Below are 24,055 nucleotides of genomic sequence, written 5' to 3' on the forward strand. Positions count from 1 at the left end.
CGGTTAGCTCAGTTGGTAGAGCATCTCCCTTACAAGGAGGAGGTCGTTGGTTCGAGCCCAATACCGCCCACCACTTCTTTTATCCTATCTCATTACTTCCTATATTTTCTTTAAATGATCATAATTACAGATCAGTGAGTTAACGTTTTATTTATGTATTTCTCTACAACTTCACCGATTGATTTTTTAAATTAGCTTTTTATGAGTTATTGCATCGTTTTTCCTATTACACTTACTTTAGTGTGTGTGCTTTCTAAGTCATTCTAATGGTTTCATTTATTTTCATGTCCCACGGTACATCTCGTTTACTTTGCTTCTTTCCTCTTATGCACTCTGTTTCTATAAGGTTGTTTTTAGTCTATTCAGACATTAAGTCTTCTATATGATGCAAAAAGTTAATAGACGGTTTTTCATTACGCTTTTTTACATTCTGTTATATTTTATCCAGAAAATAGAGGTGTCCTCAAAGAGGAAATAAGGGTTTTCATGCCTTAATTGGTACTCTATTTTTTAAATAAAGATGAGCAATTTTTGAATACTTTCCATGTATTCGCCTGAAATATTCAAAAAACGAGAGCGGTTCGAAAGAAAGATCTACTCTTTTTTTGATGATCTATAGGCTTTTTCGGTTTATTTATAAAATTAAATAACTTTAAAAACAGTATATTGAGTGACTTTAGTGTGCTTAACACGATAAAACCTTTTTAAAATTAGTGAGTTAAGGCATTTTTTATGACTATAAAAAAGTACATTTTTTTATTTTTAATAAGGAAATTGAAGGAATAAAGATAAAAAATACAATTTTATAGTTAATCTTTCTTAATCATCATCCATTTATTACTAACATGATGAAATTAAATGATTAAATATAATAATATTTAAATTTTTTTATCCTTCTTTTAAATAATTATAAAGTTAAAAATCCAATTCTAACTAAATGATTTTTATATTATTTTTGTAAAAAATTGATATTTGTCAATTTATTCGCAATAATGAACTACGTAACAAATGATATAAAGCAAAAAGAACTTATTTCATCATTAATTGATTTGTCCTTAAGTGGTTAATTTCATTTTTTACTTAAAATGGAGAAAATTGTGCATTTGACAGGAATATAAATTATATAAAAATATTAATGTTTATTTCGGACTAAGAATAACTCTTATATAGAGTGAGTATTAATACTTAGGACGTAAAAAGAATATTTCTTGTGCTTTTTAACAAAATTAGATCATACTAAAATGGATATTTAACAGATCATTCATTTTTAAATTTAATTTAAGTTGCAATAAAAATTCTATTTTTACGCTATCAAAATGCGTGTATTTGAGTGAAAAAGAAAGAATAGAATAATATGGCGATAAAGTGTTCAAATTTTGTTGTGGTGATCTTAGATGTAGAATAACTTACTGATAAAGCAAAAAATATTTATGCAAGTGATTACGTTTTTTTATTGTGTAAATGAGATTTTTAATTTTATTAATAATAAAAATTAGTTATTCATTAATAGAAATTCAAAAAAAATGATTAATTAAATATATTGCCTATTTATTCGAGTACAATAAAGATTTATTACATCTTAAATATATTTAGCTGAAACGCTAAGGGTTTATGCTTATATATATTTATTAACAAATGTTTAAAAGGTGATCTATATCTTAATGTTAATGTAATGAGTGCAACTCACTAATTTTAAATGATAATTTTTGTTATGCTGTAAATCCATCAGATTTCATTGACATTACTTAAGCTCTTTCAGAAAAATAAGAAAATTACCTTCTTTATGAGGTTAATTTATTATTTTAAATAAATTAGACTAATATAACTTGACTTATTTTTGCACAATTTAGGTTATCACACTTTAAATTAGTATGCTTGCAGGTGATAATTCTAATTAATGAGTAAAGTTTAAGAAAAAAAAAGCGCTATTTTATAAATAAAATATTTTAACTATATGAAAATAAAGAATATATATCGTTATCCTAGGTATTGTTTACTAGTATGAGTAAAGTGCTAAGTCTTCATTGTCTTTTTTCGACTGGTTGAAAGTGTTTAAATGCGTAGTATATTATTTACATATGATAAGTCATGTTATGAATTGTAATATTTCTTATCTACTAAAAAATAATATTTTATTAAAACAAAAAGGTGTCCTCGATAATATATAAATTTATATATTATTGCGCGATAACACACCATTATAAATTAGATATCAATCAAAGTGAAAAGCGAGAACATATTATGAGTAGCAAGTATCCAGTCGCTTATGCAGTTGGACAAAAAATTAAGTCATTAAGAAAATCTCAGGGTTATACTGTATTTCAGTTAGCAAAAGAGATTGATATTAGTGAACAACAGTTATTTCGTTATGAGCGTGGTGTAAACCGTATTGATATTGATTGCTTAGTTAGAGTACTTGAAGTGCTAGGTGTTAATATTGGTAGCTTCTTTGAAGAAGTAACAGGTGGAATGACTCAAGAAATTGAGCATAATGAACAACATATTCCAGCTCATTTCGATAGTAAGGCTCTTTCTATTTTCTAAAAATATTTTTAAATTAGAGGATAACTCATTTTAGAATAACTAAATTTAGTAGGATAATTCTTATATCTGTATATCTTTAAGATTAGTAAATAATAAGAATTTTCTTAGTTAGGAGAATAAATCCTCTATATAATATCAATGCCCTTATTAGGGCATTTTACGTTTTTAGGGAAATGAAAAGTTTTAATTCTCGTCAAGAAAAAGAAAAATGTTATTGCAGAATACCTGAGACTTACATATCTGTAAAAATATACTCAAATACCTATTGTTATGTGTAAATTAACAGGAGGGTAAATACCTATAAATATAAATCTCTTGCTAATCAGCTTTTATATTACCTACTATCATTTTACTCTTTGATAACATTTTCAAAGCTATTAATGTATAACTTATGTGTTTTATATCAAGGAATTTAAAAAGAATAAACATTAGTACGATAAAAATTGAAAAAGAGAATCGGGTTAGAAATTGGGAATAGATCAATTTTTTAAATTTAAGCATTTAATGGCAATGTAGGAATGGTAACAGATAATCTTCCTATAAGAGAGAGCCTACAGCCTCTTCACCTTCATGATGAAAAGGCTGTCAGTTTAGTCTTTGAGTGGTGGCGTCAAAATATATTCGAGCTGTTGATCACTTAGGGAGATATTAAAAAATGTTTGGTAAAACTGTTTTGTCTCTTTGATGATATCAATGTGTTGTGTTTGCTCTGGGTATAAAATCGTTGCAAGCCATAAAAATTGTAAAGCTTCTTCAGTCGTTTCTCTACACCACCAAAATAGACCTTTGGGATTTGTGTAGACACGGCCTTCACGTACTGCAGTAATTGATTGCCATTCAGGTGAATTCTTGATGATTTCCGTATCTCTTGCATACATAGTAACAATAACATCAGGGTTGGCATGAATGACTTGTTCTAAAGAAACTTCACCTGCTCGAGTAGGTACATTGTCAAACCAATGCTCTGCAATATTGACTCCCCCAGCAAGTGTTATCCAATCATGATTTAGCGAAGGTGCGCCTGATGTTCTTAAGGGCGACCCAAAAGCATGATAAACCTTTATTGGCTCCTTGATGCTTATCTCGCTTATTACGCTCTTTACAAGCGCTGTATTACGCTGAAAGTAAGCTAAATAATCTTTTGCTAATTGGTGGCTACTTGAGCCTAAAATTTCCCCCGTAATCAGGGTTCTTTCTAACAAGGCGTCCATTGAGCCTGACTTTAACAATGCAACACTGATCCCTGCATTTTCTAGCATTGTCATTTGTGCATCAGATAGTTTTCCTGTTGCAAAAAAGATTTGAGGCTGACTAATAATTAATGTTTCGATATTCAGTGTGTCATTATTACCTTTACTGGAAATTGAAGCCATTTTTATAGCTGGAACAATCTCGGTAAAAAAAGGAATGGTTTTGACTAAATCGGTTGTAGAAACAATTTTATCTCCAGCACCAAGCATCGCAAGGATTGCATTTTGTGCATTCCAACTAGTGGCGACTCGTTCTGGTGAATCTGGAACAGTAATCGATTGGTCTTGATAATATTGAACACTTCTTTGAGCCTGTACATTGGAAGAGGTACTGAGGGCCGAACCTCCCAGTAATACAATGCACAGGGTTTTAAAAAAACCTTTATACATTTAACTATCCTCTTAGAGTTCAATACTGATAGATGCGGAAATTTGGCGAGGTGTACCTAAGAAAGCATTAGCACCACCAATTGCACCATTTTGGTTACCAGAGAAGATAGACGCCCAATAATGTTCATTGGTAACGTTATCCAAATTCACACGGAAAGTTGTTTTTTTATTCCAATACTGTGTTTGATAACGAGCACCTAAATCGAGCGTGGTATAGGCTTTTGCCCACATTGTATTTGTGGTATTTGCCGCACGTTTTCCGGTGTAGTGAATATTAGCACTGTAGATAACATTTGGTGCGGTAGGGTAATGGTATTCAGCTAATAAATTTGCTTGATATTTTGGTACACCCACAACATCTTTATTTTGGGTTTCAGCTTTTCCAGTATTGGTTAATGTGGGATCTAACCATGTCATACTACTGAATACGAACAATTCATTGGTTACTTGTCCATTAGCAATCAGCTCTAATCCCCGGTTACGTTGTTTGCCTTGCTCTTTAAATATATTGTCATTTCCTACATAAGCAAAAGGACGTTCTAATTGGAAAATAGCTGCATTTAAATTGAGATCACCAATTTGTGATTTAACACCTATTTCCCATTGTTCACTACGGTAAGGTTTTAGTACTTCACCTTTGTTATTTGCAGTATCGGGTGCTGAATCACCTTCTTCTAATGAATCTGCATAAGAAACATAAGTCATCACTTCCGGGATCGGTTTAAACATTAATGCGACGGCAGGACTTAAACCATTTTCAGTATGATTTTCACCACCTGCACGATAGGAAGTTTCTTTGATCCAGTTTTGGCTTAGCGATCCCATCACTGACCATTGAGGATTAAAGGTAACGGTATCACCTAAAGTAACGGATTGAACTTGTGAGCGACTATTTTTAGTGCGAGCGCTACCAGTATAGAAGCCTTCATTAGAAGGATCATCATAACGATGTGGATTATTAATATCTTGTGTTGGCAATGTAAATTTCAGATCGTTACCATTTGCTCCGTAAATATCCCAACGATAACCACTAGTAGCGAGGACTAAATCATGAGAAAGTGTGCCTGTCATCACATGACCATTAACATTGATAGAATGACTTAAAACCGTAAAACGACCATAAGTAGAAGGAACAGATAATGTTGGTGTAAAGTGCTTACCATCATTACTTAGCTGGTTAGAAACAGAACGGAATCCGCGATCGGCAGTTTGATAGCCGATTGCAGCATTTATTTGCCAATCTTCATTAAAATCATGTTTTAGTCGGCTACTTACTGTTCTGGTATGTAGATCAACACCCGCAAAAGCTTGACCATAGCCTGTTTTAGTTGGATCCGGTGCATCAGGTAATGTGGTGACTTTTGATCCATAAGAAAATGCACCAGGATAACCCATTTTTTTAAACCAATAATCACTAAAATTCACTTCTAGCACGGTATCAGAAGAGATATTCCAATCAAAAGCAGTACTAATAAGCTGGCGACGTGTTTTACTACCGGCAACATAACCTTTACCTTCATCATGCATTAGATTAATGCGATAACCAAAAGTGTTGTTATCATCAATAAAACCACCTAAATCAAGATGGCCTTTAAATTGGTTATCATTGACATAAGTAGCATTCAGTGAAGTTAAGCGTTTTAAGGTTGGACGTTTTTGTGTGAAATTAAATTGTCCACTTGGACTTGCTGGCCCATAGAGTGAACCTGTTAGGCCATTTATAATATCCACACGTTCAAGCATTTCGATAGGAAAGGCGGTGGTAGAAATAATATTCACACCATCTAAACGAGAGTTAGCAACAACGTTGCCCTGCATTCCACGGTTTTGAGGGCGACCAACATCCATACCACCACGTGCTTGCATTTGGGAGGAGGCATTATATTTTAAGATATCCGAAACATTGGTAACTTGTTGATTTTCAATCATAGATTGAGTTAAGGTGTTTGTTGTGTAAGGTGTATCTAACCATTTTTTCTCACCTAAGGGTCCCATATCAACTTCACGAGTTACAAATCCCGCGCCAGCCTCACTATTATTCACTGGTTGTGCAGTAACGATGATTTTTTCAGCGTTGTCAGTGGCTATGCTTGCTGATATGGCTAATGTTTGTGCTATAGCACAAGCTATTGTCGAAATGATAAATTTCTTCACGATTGGCTCCCAAAATGTATTTTTTAATTATTTAAATTCATCAATATTAAAAAATTTATACAACGATGCTCATCGCAGATGTGAAGCAATATGATTCATTATATAAGTTTTTATATAGCGATGGAGGGCGCCGACTATACACCGAATAACATGTAAATAAAATGATATATTTGCTAATAATAAGATTATGAAATTACTTCTGAATTAAGATCAAAAAAATACCCGTTTACACGGGCATTTTAGATAATGATCCTTTTGTAAGGCGTAACCAGAGGGAATTAACGCTCTGCTTTTTTAGTTACTGAACCATGAGTATCATGTTTTTGGTGGCGATGATGACCATCAACCATGCTGCGGAATGTCTGTGTAAAAGTGTCACCTAATGTACATAAATAGAAGTGAGCACAAATAAACATTAATGCCACAATACCCAAGACTAAGTGTGCTTTTAACATCCAATAGCCATAGCCAAGTACTTCTGGATATAAACATAATAATCCAGTAACAAGTAATAGTGGTACTAAACCAAACATCACACCTAAGTAAGCCAGTTGTTGAAGAGGGTTAAACTTATCAGTTTCAGTTGCAGCAAAAGGATGAGGCTCACCTTTCATTATGCCATAGAGGTAAAAACGAGCTTGTTTGATACAACGTGCAATTAATCCACTAAATCTTACTTTGTAATGTACGCCATTACTGGTTGTTAGATTGATAAGAATAAAACCAATCCAGAACGCGATAAGTACGAAACCACAGATTTTATGTAATAGCACCATTGAAGTGACATTTCCGATAGAGAAATGCCCTAAAAAGCCACTTAGTAATAATAGGATAAACAGTAAAGCATTACCCCAGTGCCAAAAACGGATCGCTTTAGAATATAAATAAACACGTTCTTCTTCGTAATGACCAGACTGTTTTGGTGCAAGGGCATAGCGTAGTAAGCCATGAATAACCAAAATTGCTATCATGGCAACGATTAATAAACCTGCCGCCATTAACCATACAGGCCAATAATCTGGCGTATAATGGAGTTCTGCTCCCCAGATACTAGTCATGCTTTATCCCCCTGATGGATTTCTTTACGACGGAATAAACTTGGTTTTCCGACATTATCTAATTGGTATTGATAAACGGATTTTTGTTTGATCCAAGCCTGAATTTCAGGTGAGTCAATACGACCAAAAGCAAGTGCATCTGTTGGGCATACCGTTACACACGCAGGTAATTCACCCTCAGCTAATCGAGTATCAGAGCAGAAATTACATTTATCTGCGATGTGTGTCATTGGGTTGATATAACGAACATGGTAAGGACATGCTCCAACACAATAATCACAGCCAATACACAACTCTTTTTTCACCTGTACGATGCCATTTTCATCAATAAAAGAGGCTCCAGTTGGGCAAACAGAAACACAAGGTGCATCTTCACAGTGCTGACATGACACACGGAAAAATTGATAATGTGGAGCACCCGCCTCATCGTTGTGTGGGCCTTGAATTTGAACTTGAAGTCGGCTGAAACCTTCAGGAATGTCATTGATGACTTTACACGCAACAGTACAGGCCTGACACCCAATGCAACGTTTTTCATCATGTAGCATGACAAATTGTTTATCATTATTGTTCATCGTTATTTTTTTCCTTAAGCCCGACTAATTCTGACACCTGATGTATGCACATCAGTACCCGATACAGGACTAATTTCATGAGGTAATAAGTTGCCACAGTGAACACCTGTTGTAGTCGCTGCTGTTTTTGCACCTGCTTTAGCACCCGAACCCATATAAACAAATACAGTGTCAGGGCGAATGCCTTCAGTGATTAAAGCGTGTGCTTTTTCTTTACCTATACTGTTTTCCAGAATGATTTCATCACCATGTTTAATACCATGATTTTTTGCTGTTTCTGGATGAAGCCAAACTGGGTTTTCCCACATTAATTCAGCTAATAACGGCACATATTGTGTTGCACCATTAGTATGAACGGCGACTTTACCTTGAATAAAATAAAGCTCGTCTTTTTCTTTTAATGGGAAGTTGTGGAAGCGTGGAATACCGTAGTTTTCTAAACGGCTTTCTAATTCTTCAGAGTAGATTTCAATTAAGCCACTTGGTGATTTAAATGATAGCGCTTTTTCCATTGTGTCATTGCTATCAACATGTTTGATGGCTTCTGGATATTGCTCAACAAAAGCTTTTACATAAGAAGGTTCGCGTAACAATAATGGAATACCATAAGATATATAGCCTTTTTTATGCATCTCTTTGTATAGTGCTTCGCTACCATTAACTTGATAAAGCTGTCTTACTCCCATGTTTTCCCAAGGGAAATAGGCTTCTAATCCCAGTTTTTTACCTAATTCCATCCAAATTAACCAACTTGGCTTAGTATCACCAATAGGTTCAACCACTTGTTGTCTTAACGCATATGCAGGATTTAAACCTGATACATCAGCAACTTCTTCATCACGTTCCAAGTAGGTACATTCAGGTAATAAATAATCGGCATAAGCGGCACTTTCGCTTAAATACACATCACAACTGACAATTAAGTCCAACTTCTGTGCTGCTTTTTCTAGCTCAGGACGGCAACTGACTGTTTGGAATGGGTTATGACGAGACATAATCCATGCTTTTGTCTGATACGGTACGCCTTCTAATGTTGAGTCGATAATTGATTGAACAATACCGCCACCTTTATTGATATATTTAAATTGAGGTGCTGTTGCATCAATGCGTTTTGCGGTAATTTCAGGCATACCTTTGACACTTGGTTTTGCCAATTCAGGAGCAACATTAATACCTGCTAATTTATTGTATTTTGCTGCTGCTTTTTTCTGATACATACCACCTTCACGTTCAATATTGCCTAGTAAAGCATTGAAGGTGAAGATCATTCTGCGCATATTGATCTCTTCTTTATTAAAGGTTGCGCGGTGACCAGGCATAATCAGTGCATGAGGGGCTTTTGCTGCAATTTCTCTGGCGATACGAGCAATATCTTGAGCGGGAACATCTGAGTGCGCTTGAGCCCATTCAGGGGTTGTATCTTGTAGAACCTCTTTTAATTGTGGGAAACCTACCGTAAATTTCTCAACAAATTCTTTATCGTAGAGATCTTCTTTAATTAATATATGGCACATTGCCATTAGAACTGGCAAATCACCGCCAGGGCGGATTGCGAACCACTCGTCTGCTTTACTTGAAACAACAGATAAACGAGGATCAAAACTGACTAATTTTGCACCACGTTCTTGTGCTGTCATCAGTTCATGCGTTTCAGCAACTTCAATACCTTCATACAGGTTATGACCAAAAGAAAGAATATATTTTGAATTTGCTAAATCCATTGCCAGATCGCCACCCATCATAACGGATGCAGCAATGGCTTTACCTGCTGGGCAGGTTGATGCATGTGTAAACGTATTTGGTGAGCCAAAGGCTGCGGCAAGATGGAATAAATGAGAGGAGAGTGAGCCTGATTTTGAAGAAAATGAAATACTCTCTGCGCCATAGCTTTGTTTTATGGCATTCATCTTTTCAGCTATTTCTTTATAGGCTTGCTCCCAGCTTATGACTTCCCATTCACCTGCACCTCTAGGGCCTTTGTGTTTCATCGGTTTGACAATACGATTTGGATCGTTAACGAGGCTAACGCCACTTCCACCTCTGGCACAAACTCGGCTACTTTGATGCTCTGCGTTTCTGTTTCCTTGGATAAATACAGTTTTATTGTTAACAACCTGAGCTTCTATAGGACAACGATAAGAGCACATCTCACATAGACTAGGTGTTAATGTTGACTGACCCTTAAGAGAATCTACAGGATTAAATGCAAGTGCACCCGGTGGTAAACTACTTACGGTACAACCCACACATCCTATCCCCATCCCCTTAATGAAAGAACGACGACTAATACTCATATAACCTCCAGTTTCTTCTTATAGCTAAATATTATATACAGGCGGTTAAATAAATATTTGAAGGCGTCTCCAATTTATTAATCTATAAGTGATGACTTAGTTGTAAATAATAAATAATAGAGAATAAGACGTTAATAAATGTCACAAAATAAATTAACTAAAATAGACAAAATTAAATGATAATTATTTTCTTTTATTAACTTATATTATAAAGGTTTTGAGGAGGAAGAGAGGATCTTAGAGGATATGACAATAAAGCTTACTTCTTTTAAATTCACTTACTTATGCCATTAATTTGTTTTATTAAAGTGTATTTTAAATATATGATTAATTACAATAAATAATTGACAAAAAAGGCCACCGATATATAATAATTTATATATCGAATGTCGGTGCTATTGTAATTAATTTGTTATTTAAAAATAAAATCAAATAATATTTCTTAGCATTATTTAAATCCAGTTTCTTCTTAAAATATAATTTTTAAAAAATAGATAACTTATTAGTTTCATAATAAATACGAATAAAAGAGAAAAATAAACAGATGACATTTTATACGAAAAATGCTCATTGAAACGTAATCAAACTGATACTAAAAATGAGACAATCTATAAATTATTATTCATTATGTTTAAATATTAATTAATAAAGCTAATAGTTATCGGGCTGTGTATTGATTGTCAAAAAGAGCTATTTTTTGTTTTGTGCATATTAATAATATTAATGCCAAGTAAATATGCGTAGGAAAAGGTTTAAAGTAAGTGTTAAAAACAAAGTGGCTCATGAATATTGAAAGCCACTTTGTTTGCATGTTGTCAAAGTTATTTTTCTGTCTATTTTTCTGTCTATCTTTCTTATATAAAAGAAAGGATTTAAAACAACATAACAATTAAGACAAGGCTCAGTAATAGGGGGTAAACCCTTGCATGCCATTTGTCGGGAATACGGGATAAAAAATGCTCAGAAATCTTTAAACCTATCCATGTGCTACAAATCAGAATAAAGGCTGCCTTTAGCCAAATATAACCAATAAAACCAGATTCATTATTTAAAGGTGACGTAAAAGAAAGGGCGACATAAGTAAATGTTGCCGTGAGAGCTAAAGGTAAGGTTAATGCATTTGCCATTGCTGCTGATTGTGCCATGGGTGTTCCTCTACGGCGCAATAAAGGTACTGTCATTACACTTCCGCCAACCCCTAAAAAAGCGGCAATAATACCAATGACTACACCATTAATTGTTTCTCTTCCTTTAGTCACTTTTTTTGTGTGGTAAGTAGGAGCCATAAAACCAGGGCGAAAATAACAATCTAAAATAGTGATAAAGAGATAACCAATAAAAATCCATTTGATCCAAGTACCTTCAACCGTTAATGCGAGAAGAGCACCTAAAATCCCTCCAAAAGCAATCCCAATAAAAAGGATGAACATGATATGCCAATCAAGCCTTTTTGCTTTATGGTGTTTAATTGTTGTGACTGTTGCAGAAAACAACATAATTAATGCAGAGGTTGCAACAGCTATTTGCATTGCATGCTCAGCAGGTAAGCTGTTTATTCCCCAGAGTGTCAGAATAAGTGTATAGAGTAGGGGAACCGTGACAAAGCCACCGCCAAAGCCAAATAACCATGTTGTGATGCCTGAAATTAAACCAAAAGAAACCAGCCAGAGTGTCATTTCAAATCTCCTGTTGAGTCAGGAGATTAACAATATAGAATAAAATGATGGCTTACCCACGTGATAATGACAAGTTTATATGAATTTAGGACAATTTTAATATTATGCGTAATATCGATATTAACAGTGTGGATCATCTTCCTCGTGAAATTTTGGCATTAGGCTCTGATTATCCTTATGACACATTACTTGAAGCACATCATCATCGGCGAGCGCAATTTTTATATGCACCCAATGGCGTAATGAAAGTCAAAACAGAAGATGGCCAATGGATTGTATTACCTTACAGTGGTGTGTGGATCCCTGCTGAAAAAATACATCAAGTATTAATGTTGGGTAGTAGCACTTATAGTCTCTACATTGAGCCGAATAAAGTACCTCGTTATTCGGAATATTGTGAGGTTTTGCAGGTTTCTCCTTTGCTTCATCAGCTATTACTTTCAGCAAATCAACTTCCTTTGTTTTATGATTTAGGTGGGAGAGATAGCGCTTTATTAACGTTACTTTGTCATGAATTAGCTCAGGCTAAACCATTACCTTATTTTACACCTTTGCCCCAACATGCTTTATTAGATGCGTTATGTACTGAATTTATGTCACAACCAAATATTCGTACTACGCCAGAAATGTGGGCTGAGAAGTTAAATAAGAGCCTACGCACTTTTACTCGTTTATTTCATAAGGAAACAGGGCTTTCTTTTCGAGATTGGCGTCAAAAAGCATGTTTAATGTATGCACTAACGGCGTTAAAGAAAGGTCATTCAGTCACTGAAATTGCTTTAGAATTAGGGTATGAGAATCCGAGTGCCTTTAGTGCGATGTTTAATAAAGAGATGGGATACTCACCGAAATTATTTTTAAAGCAATTGAAAGAGTTTTAATAAAACAGACATATATAAGAATAAACATAATCAGTGATGATGATATTTATCAGATACTTTTTAAGTCAAATTACATTGTTCAAAAAAGAAACAAAAAAATTCCTTCCAATATCAGTGCGTTAAAACTTGATTAATAGAGAGTGAGGGGGGTAAAATATAGCCCGTCCATAAGTCATACTTGATTTTCCTACGTATGTTCCCTTAGTTAAATGGATATAACAAGCCCCTCCTAAGGGCTAGTTACAGGTTCGATTCCTGTAGGGAACGCCATCTATTACCTAGTCTGTAAATACAGAAATTATTCCTAGAGCATTGTCTATCAATTCGCGCTATTATCACCAAAATTTCACCTTCTCGTTCAATAATTCATAATCCTTTTAGGTTTTTATATGGAAATAAAATCAATTAATGATATTCGCTATTTGAAGTTTTTATTTATTGCTTATTTTTTTCTGCTGATAGGATGTAATTCAAGGCCAACTGATATTCCTGTACCGCCTGAAAATTTTTATCAAGTTTCAGAAAAAATTTATCGTTCAGGACAACCAACGCCGGGCGAAATGAAATGGTTGGAAGCTCAAGGTATAAAAACGATTATTAATTTACGTGAATATCATAGTGATAGTGATGATGTAAAGAATACGCAATTAGAAGCTTTTCAAGTAAAAATGAACGCAGGTAGAATAACTGATGAGGATATTATTGCGGTATTGCGTAAAATAAACAGTTCGTCTGGACCAGTATTAGTACATTGCTGGCATGGTAGTGATCGTACAGGAACAGTCATAGCAATGTATCGGTTAATCTTTGAAAATTGGACAAAAGAGCAAGCAATTACTGAATTAAGAAAAAAAGAGTATGGATATCACGAGCTTTTTTTCCCTAATATTGTTCAATATTTAGAAGATGTGGATATTTCAGTAATAAAACAACAAGTATTCGATTAGTAAGTAACAGATAAGCAAATGATTTTTTTGTTTTATACGCTATTGAAAAATAAAAATAGCGTATTCTAAATAACAAAGATGATATTTATAAATTTATGTGGAAATAAAATGTTAAGTAATTAGATTAACTTGATGTCAGAAATTACTTGCCCGCATTGTCATACGAAAAAATAGAAATAATGCTAAAAGATGCTTGCCAATGGTTTTATAAATGCACTCATTGTCATACTTTATTAAAATCTCTTGAAGGAGATTGCTGTGTATTTTATTCTTATAGAACAGTCTCTTGCCTGCCTATTCAAGAGGCGAAATTATCTGAGAAATTATCATATTGCTGCCAAAATGAGAATAAGTAATTATCTATCTATAACAGTTAAATAAAATATCTTTATATTCAAAGGGAAATTAAATATTAGCTAACTTATTGCTTTTATTTTAAAAGATATTCTTGTTTACAAAGTAAATTACTGCTAGATTTTGTTTAGTCTATTTATAAGGTTTATTTTTATGTCATATTTTACAACCTCTTCAGCAATTATTATTACCATCTTTTAGTGGTGGGAATTGGTTGTATTAGGAACCCGCCAGATAAGCGGGTTTTTTTATTTTAGACTCCTTATCTAGCATAAAGAAAAGATAAGGATAAAAATGTTTACTCCACAAGAAGTTGATCAACATACCCAATCACTAATACAACTAATTGCAAATGCAGACCAAGCTATCACTGACGAAAATTTTGAGTATCTAATGAATTTTTATACTGAAAATGGCACGTTGGTAGTTAAAGATGATTTGCATGTTTCTGGTAAGACTTCACTAAAAAAAGCATTTATGGCGATCGCTGGATTTTTTAATCACTCATTACAAGTCTCTCAAGGAAAAGTAAAAGTTATTTTTGGTGAAGATTGTGCGCTTGTTTTAGCACAAACACTTTTAAGTGCAAATATGCCAAATGAAGGAAAGTTTAATACAGTAAGAGAAGCCACTTATGTTTTTAAATTTATCAATGACCAATGGCTTTGTGTTATCGATAACTCTTATGGTACTGATTTATTAAAATCATCTCCAGATGCTCGTTTACATTTTTTCTGTGGAAAAATTGCTTCTGGTAAATCAACTTTAGCAAAATCATTTGCTAAATCACCCAGAACGGTATTAATCAATGAAGATGAATGGCTATCGCGGCTTTACCCAAATCAAATAAAAACAGTGACTGACTATATTGAAAAAAGTGAGTTAATGAAGGAGCTATTGAGCAAACATATTGCAGCTCTTCTTAGCGCAGGAAATACCGTTATTATGGATTTTCCTGCTAATACGCCTAAACAACGGCAATGGCTAAAATCATTAGCTGATAATGCGAATATGCCTTATTTATTTCATGTTTTGAAAGTAGAAAATACTGAGTGTAAAAAACGATTATCTTTACGTAATCAATCTGACGAAAACCCGTTTAAAACAACAAATGAAGAGTTTGATTTTATCACAGAGCATTTTTCGTACCCTGATGCTAAAGAGCAATTAGTGATAAAAGAATATCAGTAAATAAGCATCAAATATTATTATATTAACCTTATAATATTGGGCTAATATTGTAAATTAGCTCAATGGGATAATCCTAAAAACTGAATTATCTTATAAGATCAACGCCTAATAAAAGTACCACTTGTTACGCATTGACAGTATTATGTATAGAATTTATGAATATGCGAACTATGATGCTGCTCATCATAATATAATTAGCGGAGAACATTATGAAGTATCGCCTGTGCGGTGTTGCTCTTTCAGTCGCCTTACTTTCAGGATGTGCAAGTACCCCTAATAATGGGGAGGGGCGCTCTGACCCATTGGAAGGGTTTAACCGCCAGATGTTTGATTTTAACTACTATGTTTTAGACCCTTATATCCTACGTCCCGTTGCTGTTGTTTGGCGTGACTATGTTCCGCCACCAGCAAGAAATGGCTTATCTAATTTTCTCGGTAACTTAGAAGAGCCTGCTAGTATGTTAAATAGTGTATTGCGTGGCGATTTTGAAAAGGGAGCAAAACATTTTGGTCGTTTTTGGATCAATACAGTCTTTGGTATGGGGGGCTTAATTGATGTTGCTGGTATGTCCAAAGAAACAATGGAAAAAGAAGTTCCAATGCGATTTGGTAGTACGTTAGGTCATTATGGTATGGATTATGGCCCTTATGTGGTTGTACCGGGCTATGGTAGCTTTACTGTTCGTGAAGAGGGTGGTGATTGGGCTGACTTAACGTATCCAATGTTGAGTTATTTGACGTTTTGGATGTCAGCGGGTAAATGGGCATTAGAAGGCATTGAAACACGTGCACAATTGCTCGATTCCGATGCTATTTTGCAAAACTCGTCTGATCCTTACTTAATGATGCGTGAAGCTTACTTCCAGAGTAATGACTTCCAAGCTGGCACGGTAAAAGAGAACCCTAACGCGAAAGCAATTGAAGATGATTTAGATTCAATTGATTAATTTTTGCGGTTAGCTTGATGAATAAATAAAAAATGGTCTTGAAAAAGACCATTTTTTGTATAAAAAGCACAGTGAAAAATTAGAAACGATAGTTAAAGTTCATACCGTATAACCATGCTTTACCTGATGATTCGAATTCATAAGCTGGTAATGGCAAATCTTCAGATAATTTCTCTTTAATTGTGACTTTTTTACCGTGCATATATGCTAAGCCAACATCAACAGACATATCTTTATTAAATGCATAAGTTGTACCCGCACTTAACCAGAAGCGATCTTGGTCTGGAATAGAGATTGAGCGTTTATCAGCAGGGACTGGGCTATCATCAAAGGCAATACCTGTACGGAATGTCCAGTTATCATCATGATAATAGGTTGTACCTAATGCAACACGCCATGCATCACGGAAGCCTTCCTCTTTCTTGAATAGTTGCTGACCATCACTCTTACGTGTGGCTCTTAACTCTTCAAATGCGCTCCAGCTTGTGTAAGCAAAGTTATAGTGAACAGCCCATTTTGGTGCAACGCGGTGATAAGCGGCAAATTCCCAAATTTCAGGTAAGTTAAGGTCTAGTTTACCTTTAATGGTTTCACCGTTAGTACCTACAATTCCCATTCCTTCGAGTTGTGGAATTGAACGTAAGTCACTTTGGTATTCACCGTCTTTAAATTTCACTTTAACTTTAGAACGGTAAGTAAAGCTTACACGGTTATCTTCGTCAAACTCATATAATAAACCCGCGTTCCAACCAAAGCCCCAAGCATCACCTTTCAATTGAGCAAAGCGATCACTTGGTGATAGGCTTGATAAATAACCGCCTAATTGCCCCATGCCCGGTTTTTGTGATAAAGCACCACCTAAAACTTTACCCGCTTCACCAACATGGCGTGTAATTTCTGCATCAGCATAAAGGGCATTTAAACCTAAACCGACACTAAATTGGTTATTTACTCGATAACCTGCACTTAAGTTTAAGTTCATGGTTTTTAAATCGGTTTTACCACCAATAAGGCCTGCAGCATAATCCTTTTTAAAATCAGTCGCTAAGCCAAAGTTTGTTGTACCTGATGCACCAATTGCCCATTTATCATTAATAGGGGCAACAAAGTGGATATTCGGGACTAATGCACTTGGTGCGATATCACCAGCATTAGTGCTAGCACCTGTAAGCGGAGATTTACCTTTAATATCAACGCTTGGGTTAATATGGATAGCACCTACAGAGAATTCAGGGCGATCAAACATAGTGAGAGCAGCAGGGTTTCTGCTACCTACGCTTGCGTCATCGGCAATAACGCCTTCTCCTGAAAATGCACGCCCTAGTGCTGAAGTAGAATATTCATTTAACTGAAAACCGGCAGCGCCTGCTTGAGAGGAGATAACACCTACCAAGGCAGCTAGTGCTGTGCGAGTAAACAGGTTTTTACGGTTCATGACCTAAACCCTCATAATTTTTTTAAGTTGTTACTTCTGATTAGAAGCGCTGGATTTTAGGTGCGGTTGTCGTTATGACAAATCAGACCAGTTGATTAAGTATAAAGTTGATTACCCCAAATGTTGCAAGTATGTTTTACAAATATTGCCATTTTGATTTGATAATTGGGATTTGGTTAACATTATTTTCACAAAATATCCCAATAAAGATATTTTTGATTGTTAAATAAACAGAATAATCAATTTTTTTTGTAAAATTGTAAGATAATTTGAGCTAAAGCAGTTTATTTTATTTTTTTGCGATTATGATAGATAATTAACATTTCTTTCGTTGGGAGACTAAAATGGCAGACGCAATCAATCGCTGTAGTGCAGAAGAAACCGCTGCTTGCTGTTGTGTAGATGTGGGTACTATTATTGACAATAAAAATTGCACTGCGTCATATCAGCATGTCTTCGCTGATAAAGTAGAAGCGCAAGCAATGTTGGATCAACTCAGTGCAAAAGCACAATCTATTGCTTCAGAGCCTTGCAAAATTAATCAACAATTTGCTGATGTTGATGGTGGTGTTCAACTTACCGCTGATTTTACATTTTCTTGTGAAGCAGAAAACCTGATCTTCCAGTTAGGATTACGTTAATCCGCTGAAAATAAATAGATTTAAGGCTGTTGAAATTCAACAGCCTTTTTTATTGCCCACCATTGTGTTTTTTATCCTTCCTATCGTTATTGTTGGGTTTCAGACATTCTATCGAAATAATGCGCGCTAACTCCCACTTCTCATAAAATGATGTTTCTGGTAGGTGAAATTTTTGTTAACACTATTGTCAGGTCAGACCTCTTTGGTGTTAGGAACTCATTTTGTCAGGAGCCGTTATGAAGTCATCAACGAACAGTGCTATGAAAGATCGCATCGCCATTGTCAGCGGGCTACGCTTACCTTTTGCTAAACAAGCGACTGCGTATCGAGGAATACCTGCGGTTGAATTAGGGCGTTCAGTGGTTCAAGAATTAGTGACTCGCAATGAAATTCCTCCCGAAATTATCGATCAACTTGTTTTCGGACAAGTGGTTCAAATGCCAGAAGCACCGAATATTGCCAGAGAAATTGTGCTCGGTGCTGGCTTAAGTGTAAAAACAGACGCCTACAGCGTAACAAGAGCATGTGCAACGAGCTTTCAAGCGATTGCAAATGTTGCTGAAAGCATGATGGCAGGGCATGTTTCTGTCGGTATTGCTGGTGGTGCAGATTCATCATCTGTTTTACCAATTGGTGTCAGTAAAAAATTAGCAGATGTGTTGCTAAGTCTTAATAAAGTAAAATCATTAGGCCAACGTTTAAGTTATTTAAGTCAATTACGGTTTCGTGATCTTCTCCCTGTTGCTCCTGCTGTGGCTGAGTATTCAACTGGGTTACGTATGGGAGATACCGCTGAGCAAATGGCAAAGACTTATCATATTTCCAGAGTTGCTCAAGATGAATTAGCACATCGTTCTCATCAATTAGCAACTAAAGCATGGGAAATGGGAAAACTAGATAATGAAGTGATGACCGCTTTTTTCCCGCCTTACAAAGAAGGTTTCCATCAAGATAATAATATTCGTAAAAACTCTGTTCTTGATTCTTACGCTAAGTTAAAACCTGCTTTTGATCGTCGTCATGGTAGTGTGACTGCTGCAAACAGTACGCCATTAACGGACGGCGCAGCTGCAGTATTAATGATGAAAGAGTCAGTTGCAAAAAGCTTAGGTTATCAACCACTTGGTTATCTACGTAGTTATGCATTTACTGCAACAGATGTCTGGAAAGATATGTTATTAGGCCCTTCATATGCCACACCACTTGCACTTTCTCGGGCAGGTCTTTCTTTGAGTGATATAACATTAATTGATATGCATGAAGCTTTTTCCGCACAAACATTGAGTAATTTGATGCTATTTGAAAGTGAACGATTTGCTAAAGAGCAATTAGGGTTATCCAAGGCAATTGGAAAAGTGGATATGGATAAATTTAATGTGCTAGGGGGATCTATTGCTTATGGACATCCGTTTGCAGCGACGGGTGCAAGAATGGTGACACAGACGCTCCATGAGCTTAAACGCCGAGGTGGCGGATTTGGGTTAACGACCGCATGTGCGGCAGGTGGATTAGGTGCAGCGATGATTTTGGAGGTGGAATAATGGAACAACAACAAACAACACTAGAAAAATCTTCCGTTTTCCAATTTTCAGTTCGTAACGATAAAGTTGGCGTAATAACCATTGATGTTATCGGCGAAAAAGTGAATACCTTAAAAGCTGAATTTGTGCAGCAGTTCCAAGATGTTTTGAAACAAGCGCAACAACATTCTGGTGTAAAAGGATTAATTATTACATCAGGCAAGGCAGATAGTTTTATTGCTGGCGCTGATATCTCGATGATTGCGGGTTGTAAAACCAAAGAAGAAGCGAGTGCATTAGCAAAAGCAGGGCAGGATCTTTTTACGCAACTTGAAAATTACCCATTACCTGTTGTGGCTGCTATCAATGGCGCATGCCTTGGGGGAGGGCTTGAATTAGCATTGGCCTGCCACGGACGAATTTGTTCTGACAATAACAAAACACGTTTAGGACTTCCTGAAGTGCAACTTGGGTTATTACCTGGCTCAGGAGGAACTCAGCGTTTGCCTCGTCTTATTGGTGTAACGTCGGCGTTAGATTTAATTTTAACGGGTAGACAAATCAATGCTAAACGAGCGTTGAAATTAGGTCTTGTTAATGATGTTGTTTCGCAAGATATTTTATTAGATGTTGCAGCAAAATGGATTTTGTCAGGTAAAAAAGAGCAGAAAAAGCATTCAATCATGGATCGTTTCTGGGCAAATACCACATTAGGGAGGAATATACTTTTTGGGCAAGCGAAAAAACGCGCATTAGCTAAGACAAAAGGGCAATATCCTGCAGTTGAACGTATTTTACATGTAATAGAACGTGGACTTGAAAAAGATCTTCAAACAGGGTTTAAAGAAGAGGCGAATGCTTTTGGTGAGTTAGCTATGACACCTGTTTCATCGTCGTTAAGGCACCTCTTTTTTGCTTCTACAGCACTTAAAAATGAGACAGGATCATCTGAAAAACCAGATGGTTTGCATCACATCGGTGTTTTAGGTGGGGGATTAATGGGGGGCGGTATAGCTTTTGTTACTGCCACAAAGGGCAATTTACCTGTAAGGATCAAAGATATTAGTGATAAGGGAATTGCTCAAGCCTTAAATTATAGTTGGAAAGCGCTTTCGACCAAGGTCAGTAAAAAAAGATTATCTGTACGTGAACGCCAACGCCAAATGAGCTTACTTTCAGGTTCATTGGATTACAGCGGTTTTCATCAATCCAACATTATTGTTGAAGCAGTTTTTGAAGATCTTGCTTTAAAACAGAAAATGGTGGCAGATATTGAAGATGTGGGTAAAGGTAAAATTATTTTTGCATCTAACACCTCTTCATTACCTATTCATGAAATTGCAGAAACAGCGAAATATCCAGAAAAAGTGATCGGCCTTCACTATTTTAGCCCTGTAGAAAAAATGCCATTAGTTGAAGTTATTCCGCATGAAAATACTAACGAAAAAACTATTGCAACAACGGTGGCTTTTGCTAAAAAACAAGGTAAGGTTGCGATAGTTGTAGGTGATAAACCCGGGTTCTATGTTAATCGTATTCTTGCTCCTTATATTAGCGAAGCATTGGCATGTTTAGTACAAGGTGAGCCAATTGAAAATATTGATAAAGCACTCGTTCAGTTTGGTTTTCCTGTAGGGCCTATTCAGTTATTAGATGAAGTTGGTATTGATATTGGTACAAAAATAACACCAATATTAGTGAATGCATTTGGTGAACGATTTGCTTCTCCACCTGCTGTTGATGCCATTATTGCTGATGATAGAAAAGGGCGTAAAAATGGCAGAGGTTTTTACCTTTATACAAAACATGTTCTGCCTTTTTCATTTGGAAAAAATAAAAAACAGCCCGATCCCACTATTTATCGTCTTTTACAAATTAAACCCAAAAGCCAATTATCTTCATCTGAAATCACAGAACGTTGTTTATTATTGATGCTAAATGAAGCAGTTCGTTGCTTAGATGAAAATATTATAAAACAACCGCGTGATGGTGACATTGGTGCTGTTTTTGGTATTGGTTTCCCTCCTTTCTTTGGTGGGCCTTTCCGTTATATGGATAGCATGGGAACGACAAAAATAGCAGAAAAACTTAATCAACTTGCTGATAAATATGGCGAAAAATATCGTCCTTGTGAACGGCTAGTTGAAATGGCTAAACGAAATGAACGTTTTTATGATTAATTAAACCTCTATACCATTGCATTTTCCTTTTGTGATACTTGTTTTGATTGAGGCGCTTAGGCGCCTTTTTTCTTGTACTTTTTGCGTCAGATTAATAATTGATGAATTTTTAATGGAAAAAAAGGTCGAAAGTGTTAATGATAGCCAGATATGGCAATATAGTTATTTGAAAATAAATTTAAAAATGAAGTTTTTTAAAATAAAATCCTGAAAATGACATTAAATTTGTAAAATAATGGCATGATTTTAACTAGATGAATTATGCAATTGCAATTAGGACATTGGCGATTTGATATAAGAATATATTAATTTTATCTTGATTAGATTAACTATTTTAAAAACGTTAATGTCAGTAATTACAAAAAATAAAATAGGTTTAATAATTTACTATGCAAATTTTTATTATGCGCCACGGAGAAGCAGCGCTTGATGCTGCAAGCGACGCACTACGACCACTGACTGAGCGTGGAAGAAGTGAATCAATAAAAATGGCTGAATGGATGACAACGCAAGGACATACAATCGATTATGTTTTAGTTAGCCCTTATTTACGAGCTCAACAAACATTAGAGGCTGTAAAAACAGATTTAGCGCTACCAAGCAAAGTAGAAACCGATGAAGGGCTTATTCCTGGTGGTAATCCGTCACATATTGCTCATTATTTACGTGCGCTAGGGGATACGGGATATCAAAATATTTTGGTTATATCTCATTTGCCTTTAGTCGGCTATGTTGTGGCTGAATTGTGCCCTGCAGTGTGTGCGCCTATGTTTTCAACATCGACGATAGCTTGTGTTGATTTTGATTTGTCAAAAGGTGTTGGGGAATTGGTATGGCAAGTCTCACCCTCAACATTAAAATAAATTAGTCCAATAAAAATAATTAACGCCTTATTTCACCATTCGGGTGATTTAAGGGTTAATAATTGGGATAACTGATACGTCAACGGCGGGCAATATCATCATTTTCGACTAATACTAATAACGCTGCATCACCACCCCATTCTTTTGACGCTTGATGAAACGCAATGACATCTGGATGCTGTGCTAACCAAAGTGGTGTTTGTTGTTTTAAAATATGTTTGCCATGTCCATGCATAATACAGGCACAGTAAACGTGCTCTCGCCTACAGGCTGCAATCAAAGCACCAATCTCTTGTTTGGCAATTAATTGTGTTAAACCATGTAAATCGAGAAAAAACTCAGGAACATAATCGCCACGACGTAGTTTTTTCAATTCATAAGCATTTGCGCCTTCTCTTAAGTAGCGCATTGGGCCTTCTGTCGCTAAATTAGGTTGAAATTCATCAGAAAAATAATATGAAGCATCAACTTGCTCTTGTTGCAAACGTTCAACAGCGTAGTGTGTTACTTTTTTACGTTTTGGCGAGTGAAGTATTTTATCTTGAGGTAATTTCTTTGTGCCTTTTATCATTTCCTGAAATAACTCAATTTCAGAAGATGGCAGTGAAAATTTTTTATTCATTTTTTATGATTCTTCATAGTGTTACTGTTTTTATAAGGTAATAGTACATGAAATAGTGTCAGAGATAAAAAAGTATAGGTTATAAATTTGACATAAAAAAAGGCAGGGTATTTACCCTGCCGAAATAGTCACATAGCTAGCAAATACGAGGTGATTAACAAGTTGCTTTGTTCAGAATATCTGTAGAACATAAACTTTTATATATCTTACGGTTGTAGTAAAACTACGATAAAAAGATATCAAAAAAAGTCTTCAAAAATTATGTATTTGTTATCAAGTGACAGCATATTGAATGAAAAAACATCTTTAGGCGCATATTGGTATACAGTTAATTCTTTCATGTATTAAGTATGGCTTGGTTTTGCATTCTTGCTAATGAAACTTAAATTAAAAGTATAAAACACTAAATTTTAATTTTAAATGGTTCGTATATTTTGCTTTTTGTTCTATGACTGAAGTATAAAACCATAATAAGTGTGTTGGTATAAGCTGTACTGATAACGTTGTTATGTTTTTTTACGGTTTCCCGCTGA

The 24,055-nt window shown here is 35.3% G+C and carries 18 protein-coding genes and 1 tRNA gene; 11 read left to right on the forward strand and 8 right to left on the reverse strand.

The genetic code is table 11. The features are described from left to right. Nucleotides 1-2,241: 2,241 nt before the first annotated feature. Entirely contained in the window at nucleotides 2,242-2,544 is a 303-nt protein-coding gene (locus ABN217_RS00005) for a helix-turn-helix domain-containing protein (RefSeq protein WP_072068753.1), read from the forward strand. Between the two features lie 590 nt (nucleotides 2,545-3,134). Here the strand turns inward: ABN217_RS00005 and ABN217_RS00010 are convergent. The 6 genes from ABN217_RS00010 to ABN217_RS00035 all read right to left on the reverse strand — a co-directional run bounded on the left by ABN217_RS00010 (nucleotide 3,135) and on the right by ABN217_RS00035 (nucleotide 11,941). After that, nucleotides 3,135-4,184: an ABC transporter substrate-binding protein gene (locus ABN217_RS00010; protein WP_349458931.1), complete on the reverse strand. Its 1,050-nt coding sequence runs from the start codon at nucleotides 4,182-4,184 to the stop codon at nucleotides 3,135-3,137. Nucleotides 4,185-4,196: 12 nt separating this feature from the next. After that, nucleotides 4,197-6,338, reverse strand: coding sequence for a TonB-dependent receptor (locus ABN217_RS00015; protein ID WP_349458932.1), 2,142 nt, complete (start codon nucleotides 6,336-6,338; stop codon nucleotides 4,197-4,199). Nucleotides 6,339-6,616: 278 nt separating this feature from the next. Then, complete coding sequence (gene phsC, locus ABN217_RS00020) at nucleotides 6,617-7,396, reverse strand: thiosulfate reductase cytochrome B subunit (protein ID WP_196553786.1); 780 nt, start codon at nucleotides 7,394-7,396, stop codon at nucleotides 6,617-6,619. Next, nucleotides 7,393-7,971, reverse strand: a complete 579-nt coding sequence (locus ABN217_RS00025; RefSeq protein ID WP_196553785.1) for a 4Fe-4S dicluster domain-containing protein — start codon at nucleotides 7,969-7,971, stop codon at nucleotides 7,393-7,395. The genes phsC and ABN217_RS00025 overlap by 4 nt, the downstream gene beginning before the upstream one ends. A 14-nt stretch (nucleotides 7,972-7,985) precedes the next feature. Next, nucleotides 7,986-10,265, reverse strand: a complete 2,280-nt coding sequence (phsA, locus tag ABN217_RS00030) for a thiosulfate reductase PhsA (RefSeq protein WP_196553784.1) — start codon at nucleotides 10,263-10,265, stop codon at nucleotides 7,986-7,988. An 872-nt stretch (nucleotides 10,266-11,137) separates the two neighbouring features. After that, the gene (locus ABN217_RS00035; RefSeq protein ID WP_349458933.1) at nucleotides 11,138-11,941 is read right to left on the reverse strand and encodes a sulfite exporter TauE/SafE family protein; all 804 of its coding nucleotides are present in this window, start codon (nucleotides 11,939-11,941) and stop codon (nucleotides 11,138-11,140) included. A gap of 104 nt (nucleotides 11,942-12,045) precedes the next feature. Between ABN217_RS00035 and ABN217_RS00040 the strand changes: the two genes are divergently transcribed. The 6 genes from ABN217_RS00040 (at nucleotide 12,046) to mlaA (ending at nucleotide 16,261) form a co-directional block, all read left to right on the forward strand. Then, nucleotides 12,046-12,822 (forward strand): AraC family transcriptional regulator, encoded by a 777-nt coding sequence (locus tag ABN217_RS00040; RefSeq protein WP_196553782.1) that lies wholly within the window; start codon nucleotides 12,046-12,048, stop codon nucleotides 12,820-12,822. 195 nt (nucleotides 12,823-13,017) lie between these two features. Beyond that, nucleotides 13,018-13,092 (forward strand) — tRNA-Arg (locus tag ABN217_RS00045). A 119-nt stretch (nucleotides 13,093-13,211) separates the two neighbouring features. Then, the gene (locus tag ABN217_RS00050; protein ID WP_196553781.1) at nucleotides 13,212-13,769 is read left to right on the forward strand and encodes a fused DSP-PTPase phosphatase/NAD kinase-like protein; all 558 of its coding nucleotides are present in this window, start codon (nucleotides 13,212-13,214) and stop codon (nucleotides 13,767-13,769) included. Nucleotides 13,770-13,948: 179 nt separating this feature from the next. Next, nucleotides 13,949-14,125 carry a GDCCVxC domain-containing (seleno)protein gene (locus ABN217_RS00055; RefSeq protein WP_349439188.1) on the forward strand — a complete coding sequence of 59 codons (177 nt, stop codon included), beginning with the start codon at nucleotides 13,949-13,951 and terminating at the stop codon, nucleotides 14,123-14,125. 292 nt (nucleotides 14,126-14,417) lie between these two features. After that, nucleotides 14,418-15,314 carry an AAA family ATPase gene (locus ABN217_RS00060; RefSeq protein ID WP_231619279.1) on the forward strand — a complete coding sequence of 299 codons (897 nt, stop codon included), beginning with the start codon at nucleotides 14,418-14,420 and terminating at the stop codon, nucleotides 15,312-15,314. Between the two features lie 209 nt (nucleotides 15,315-15,523). Next, on the forward strand, nucleotides 15,524-16,261 hold the full coding sequence (mlaA, locus tag ABN217_RS00065) for a phospholipid-binding lipoprotein MlaA (RefSeq protein ID WP_072068652.1): 738 nt from the start codon (nucleotides 15,524-15,526) through the stop codon (nucleotides 16,259-16,261). A gap of 79 nt (nucleotides 16,262-16,340) precedes the next feature. Here the strand turns inward: mlaA and fadL are convergent, their stop codons facing one another. Further along, nucleotides 16,341-17,696: a long-chain fatty acid transporter FadL gene (gene fadL / locus ABN217_RS00070; RefSeq protein ID WP_196553780.1), complete on the reverse strand. Its 1,356-nt coding sequence runs from the start codon at nucleotides 17,694-17,696 to the stop codon at nucleotides 16,341-16,343. A gap of 344 nt (nucleotides 17,697-18,040) precedes the next feature. On the opposite strand from fadL, the gene ABN217_RS00075 reads away from it, so the two are divergent. The 4 genes from ABN217_RS00075 (at nucleotide 18,041) to sixA (ending at nucleotide 22,900) form a co-directional block, all read left to right on the forward strand. Next, nucleotides 18,041-18,337, forward strand: a complete 297-nt coding sequence (locus ABN217_RS00075; RefSeq protein ID WP_082151772.1) for a YfcZ/YiiS family protein — start codon at nucleotides 18,041-18,043, stop codon at nucleotides 18,335-18,337. Between the two features lie 236 nt (nucleotides 18,338-18,573). Further along, nucleotides 18,574-19,878 carry an acetyl-CoA C-acyltransferase FadI gene (gene fadI / locus ABN217_RS00080; RefSeq protein ID WP_196553779.1) on the forward strand — a complete coding sequence of 435 codons (1,305 nt, stop codon included), beginning with the start codon at nucleotides 18,574-18,576 and terminating at the stop codon, nucleotides 19,876-19,878. Beyond that, on the forward strand, nucleotides 19,878-22,037 hold the full coding sequence (fadJ, locus tag ABN217_RS00085) for a fatty acid oxidation complex subunit alpha FadJ (RefSeq protein WP_502935120.1): 2,160 nt from the start codon (nucleotides 19,878-19,880) through the stop codon (nucleotides 22,035-22,037). The genes fadI and fadJ overlap by 1 nt, the downstream gene beginning before the upstream one ends. 389 nt (nucleotides 22,038-22,426) lie before the next feature. Continuing rightward, on the forward strand, nucleotides 22,427-22,900 hold the full coding sequence (gene sixA / locus ABN217_RS00090) for a phosphohistidine phosphatase SixA (protein ID WP_072068648.1): 474 nt from the start codon (nucleotides 22,427-22,429) through the stop codon (nucleotides 22,898-22,900). Nucleotides 22,901-22,979: 79 nt separating this feature from the next. On the opposite strand, the gene smrB is transcribed toward sixA, so the two are convergent. Beyond that, nucleotides 22,980-23,522: an endonuclease SmrB gene (gene smrB / locus ABN217_RS00095; RefSeq protein WP_072068647.1), complete on the reverse strand. Its 543-nt coding sequence runs from the start codon at nucleotides 23,520-23,522 to the stop codon at nucleotides 22,980-22,982. Nucleotides 23,523-24,055: the final 533 nt, after the last annotated feature.

The organism is Proteus sp. fly-1067 (assembly GCF_040139345.1).
In the GTDB taxonomy this organism is placed as follows: domain Bacteria; phylum Pseudomonadota; class Gammaproteobacteria; order Enterobacterales; family Enterobacteriaceae; genus Proteus; species Proteus vulgaris_B.

Bases quoted from the DNA above. Each gene is read 5' to 3' on its own strand.
- ABN217_RS00005 (WP_072068753.1), top strand. From the start codon at position 2,242: ATGAGTAGCAAGTATCCAGTCGCTTATGCAGTTGGACAAAAAATTAAG.
- ABN217_RS00010 (WP_349458931.1), bottom strand. From the start codon at position 4,184: ATGTATAAAGGTTTTTTTAAAACCCTGTGCATTGTATTACTGGGAGGT.
- phsC (WP_196553786.1), bottom strand. From the start codon at position 7,396: ATGACTAGTATCTGGGGAGCAGAACTCCATTATACGCCAGATTATTGG.
- ABN217_RS00025 (WP_196553785.1), bottom strand. From the start codon at position 7,971: ATGAACAATAATGATAAACAATTTGTCATGCTACATGATGAAAAACGT.
- phsA (WP_196553784.1), bottom strand. From the start codon at position 10,265: ATGAGTATTAGTCGTCGTTCTTTCATTAAGGGGATGGGGATAGGATGT.
- ABN217_RS00035 (WP_349458933.1), bottom strand. From the start codon at position 11,941: ATGACACTCTGGCTGGTTTCTTTTGGTTTAATTTCAGGCATCACAACA.
- ABN217_RS00040 (WP_196553782.1), top strand. From the start codon at position 12,046: ATGCGTAATATCGATATTAACAGTGTGGATCATCTTCCTCGTGAAATT.
- ABN217_RS00050 (WP_196553781.1), top strand. From the start codon at position 13,212: ATGGAAATAAAATCAATTAATGATATTCGCTATTTGAAGTTTTTATTT.
- ABN217_RS00055 (WP_349439188.1), top strand. From the start codon at position 13,949: ATGCTAAAAGATGCTTGCCAATGGTTTTATAAATGCACTCATTGTCAT.
- ABN217_RS00060 (WP_231619279.1), top strand. From the start codon at position 14,418: ATGTTTACTCCACAAGAAGTTGATCAACATACCCAATCACTAATACAA.
- mlaA (WP_072068652.1), top strand. From the start codon at position 15,524: ATGAAGTATCGCCTGTGCGGTGTTGCTCTTTCAGTCGCCTTACTTTCA.
- fadL (WP_196553780.1), bottom strand. From the start codon at position 17,696: ATGAACCGTAAAAACCTGTTTACTCGCACAGCACTAGCTGCCTTGGTA.
- ABN217_RS00075 (WP_082151772.1), top strand. From the start codon at position 18,041: ATGGCAGACGCAATCAATCGCTGTAGTGCAGAAGAAACCGCTGCTTGC.
- fadI (WP_196553779.1), top strand. From the start codon at position 18,574: ATGAAGTCATCAACGAACAGTGCTATGAAAGATCGCATCGCCATTGTC.
- fadJ (WP_502935120.1), top strand. From the start codon at position 19,878: ATGGAACAACAACAAACAACACTAGAAAAATCTTCCGTTTTCCAATTT.
- sixA (WP_072068648.1), top strand. From the start codon at position 22,427: ATGCAAATTTTTATTATGCGCCACGGAGAAGCAGCGCTTGATGCTGCA.
- smrB (WP_072068647.1), bottom strand. From the start codon at position 23,522: ATGAATAAAAAATTTTCACTGCCATCTTCTGAAATTGAGTTATTTCAG.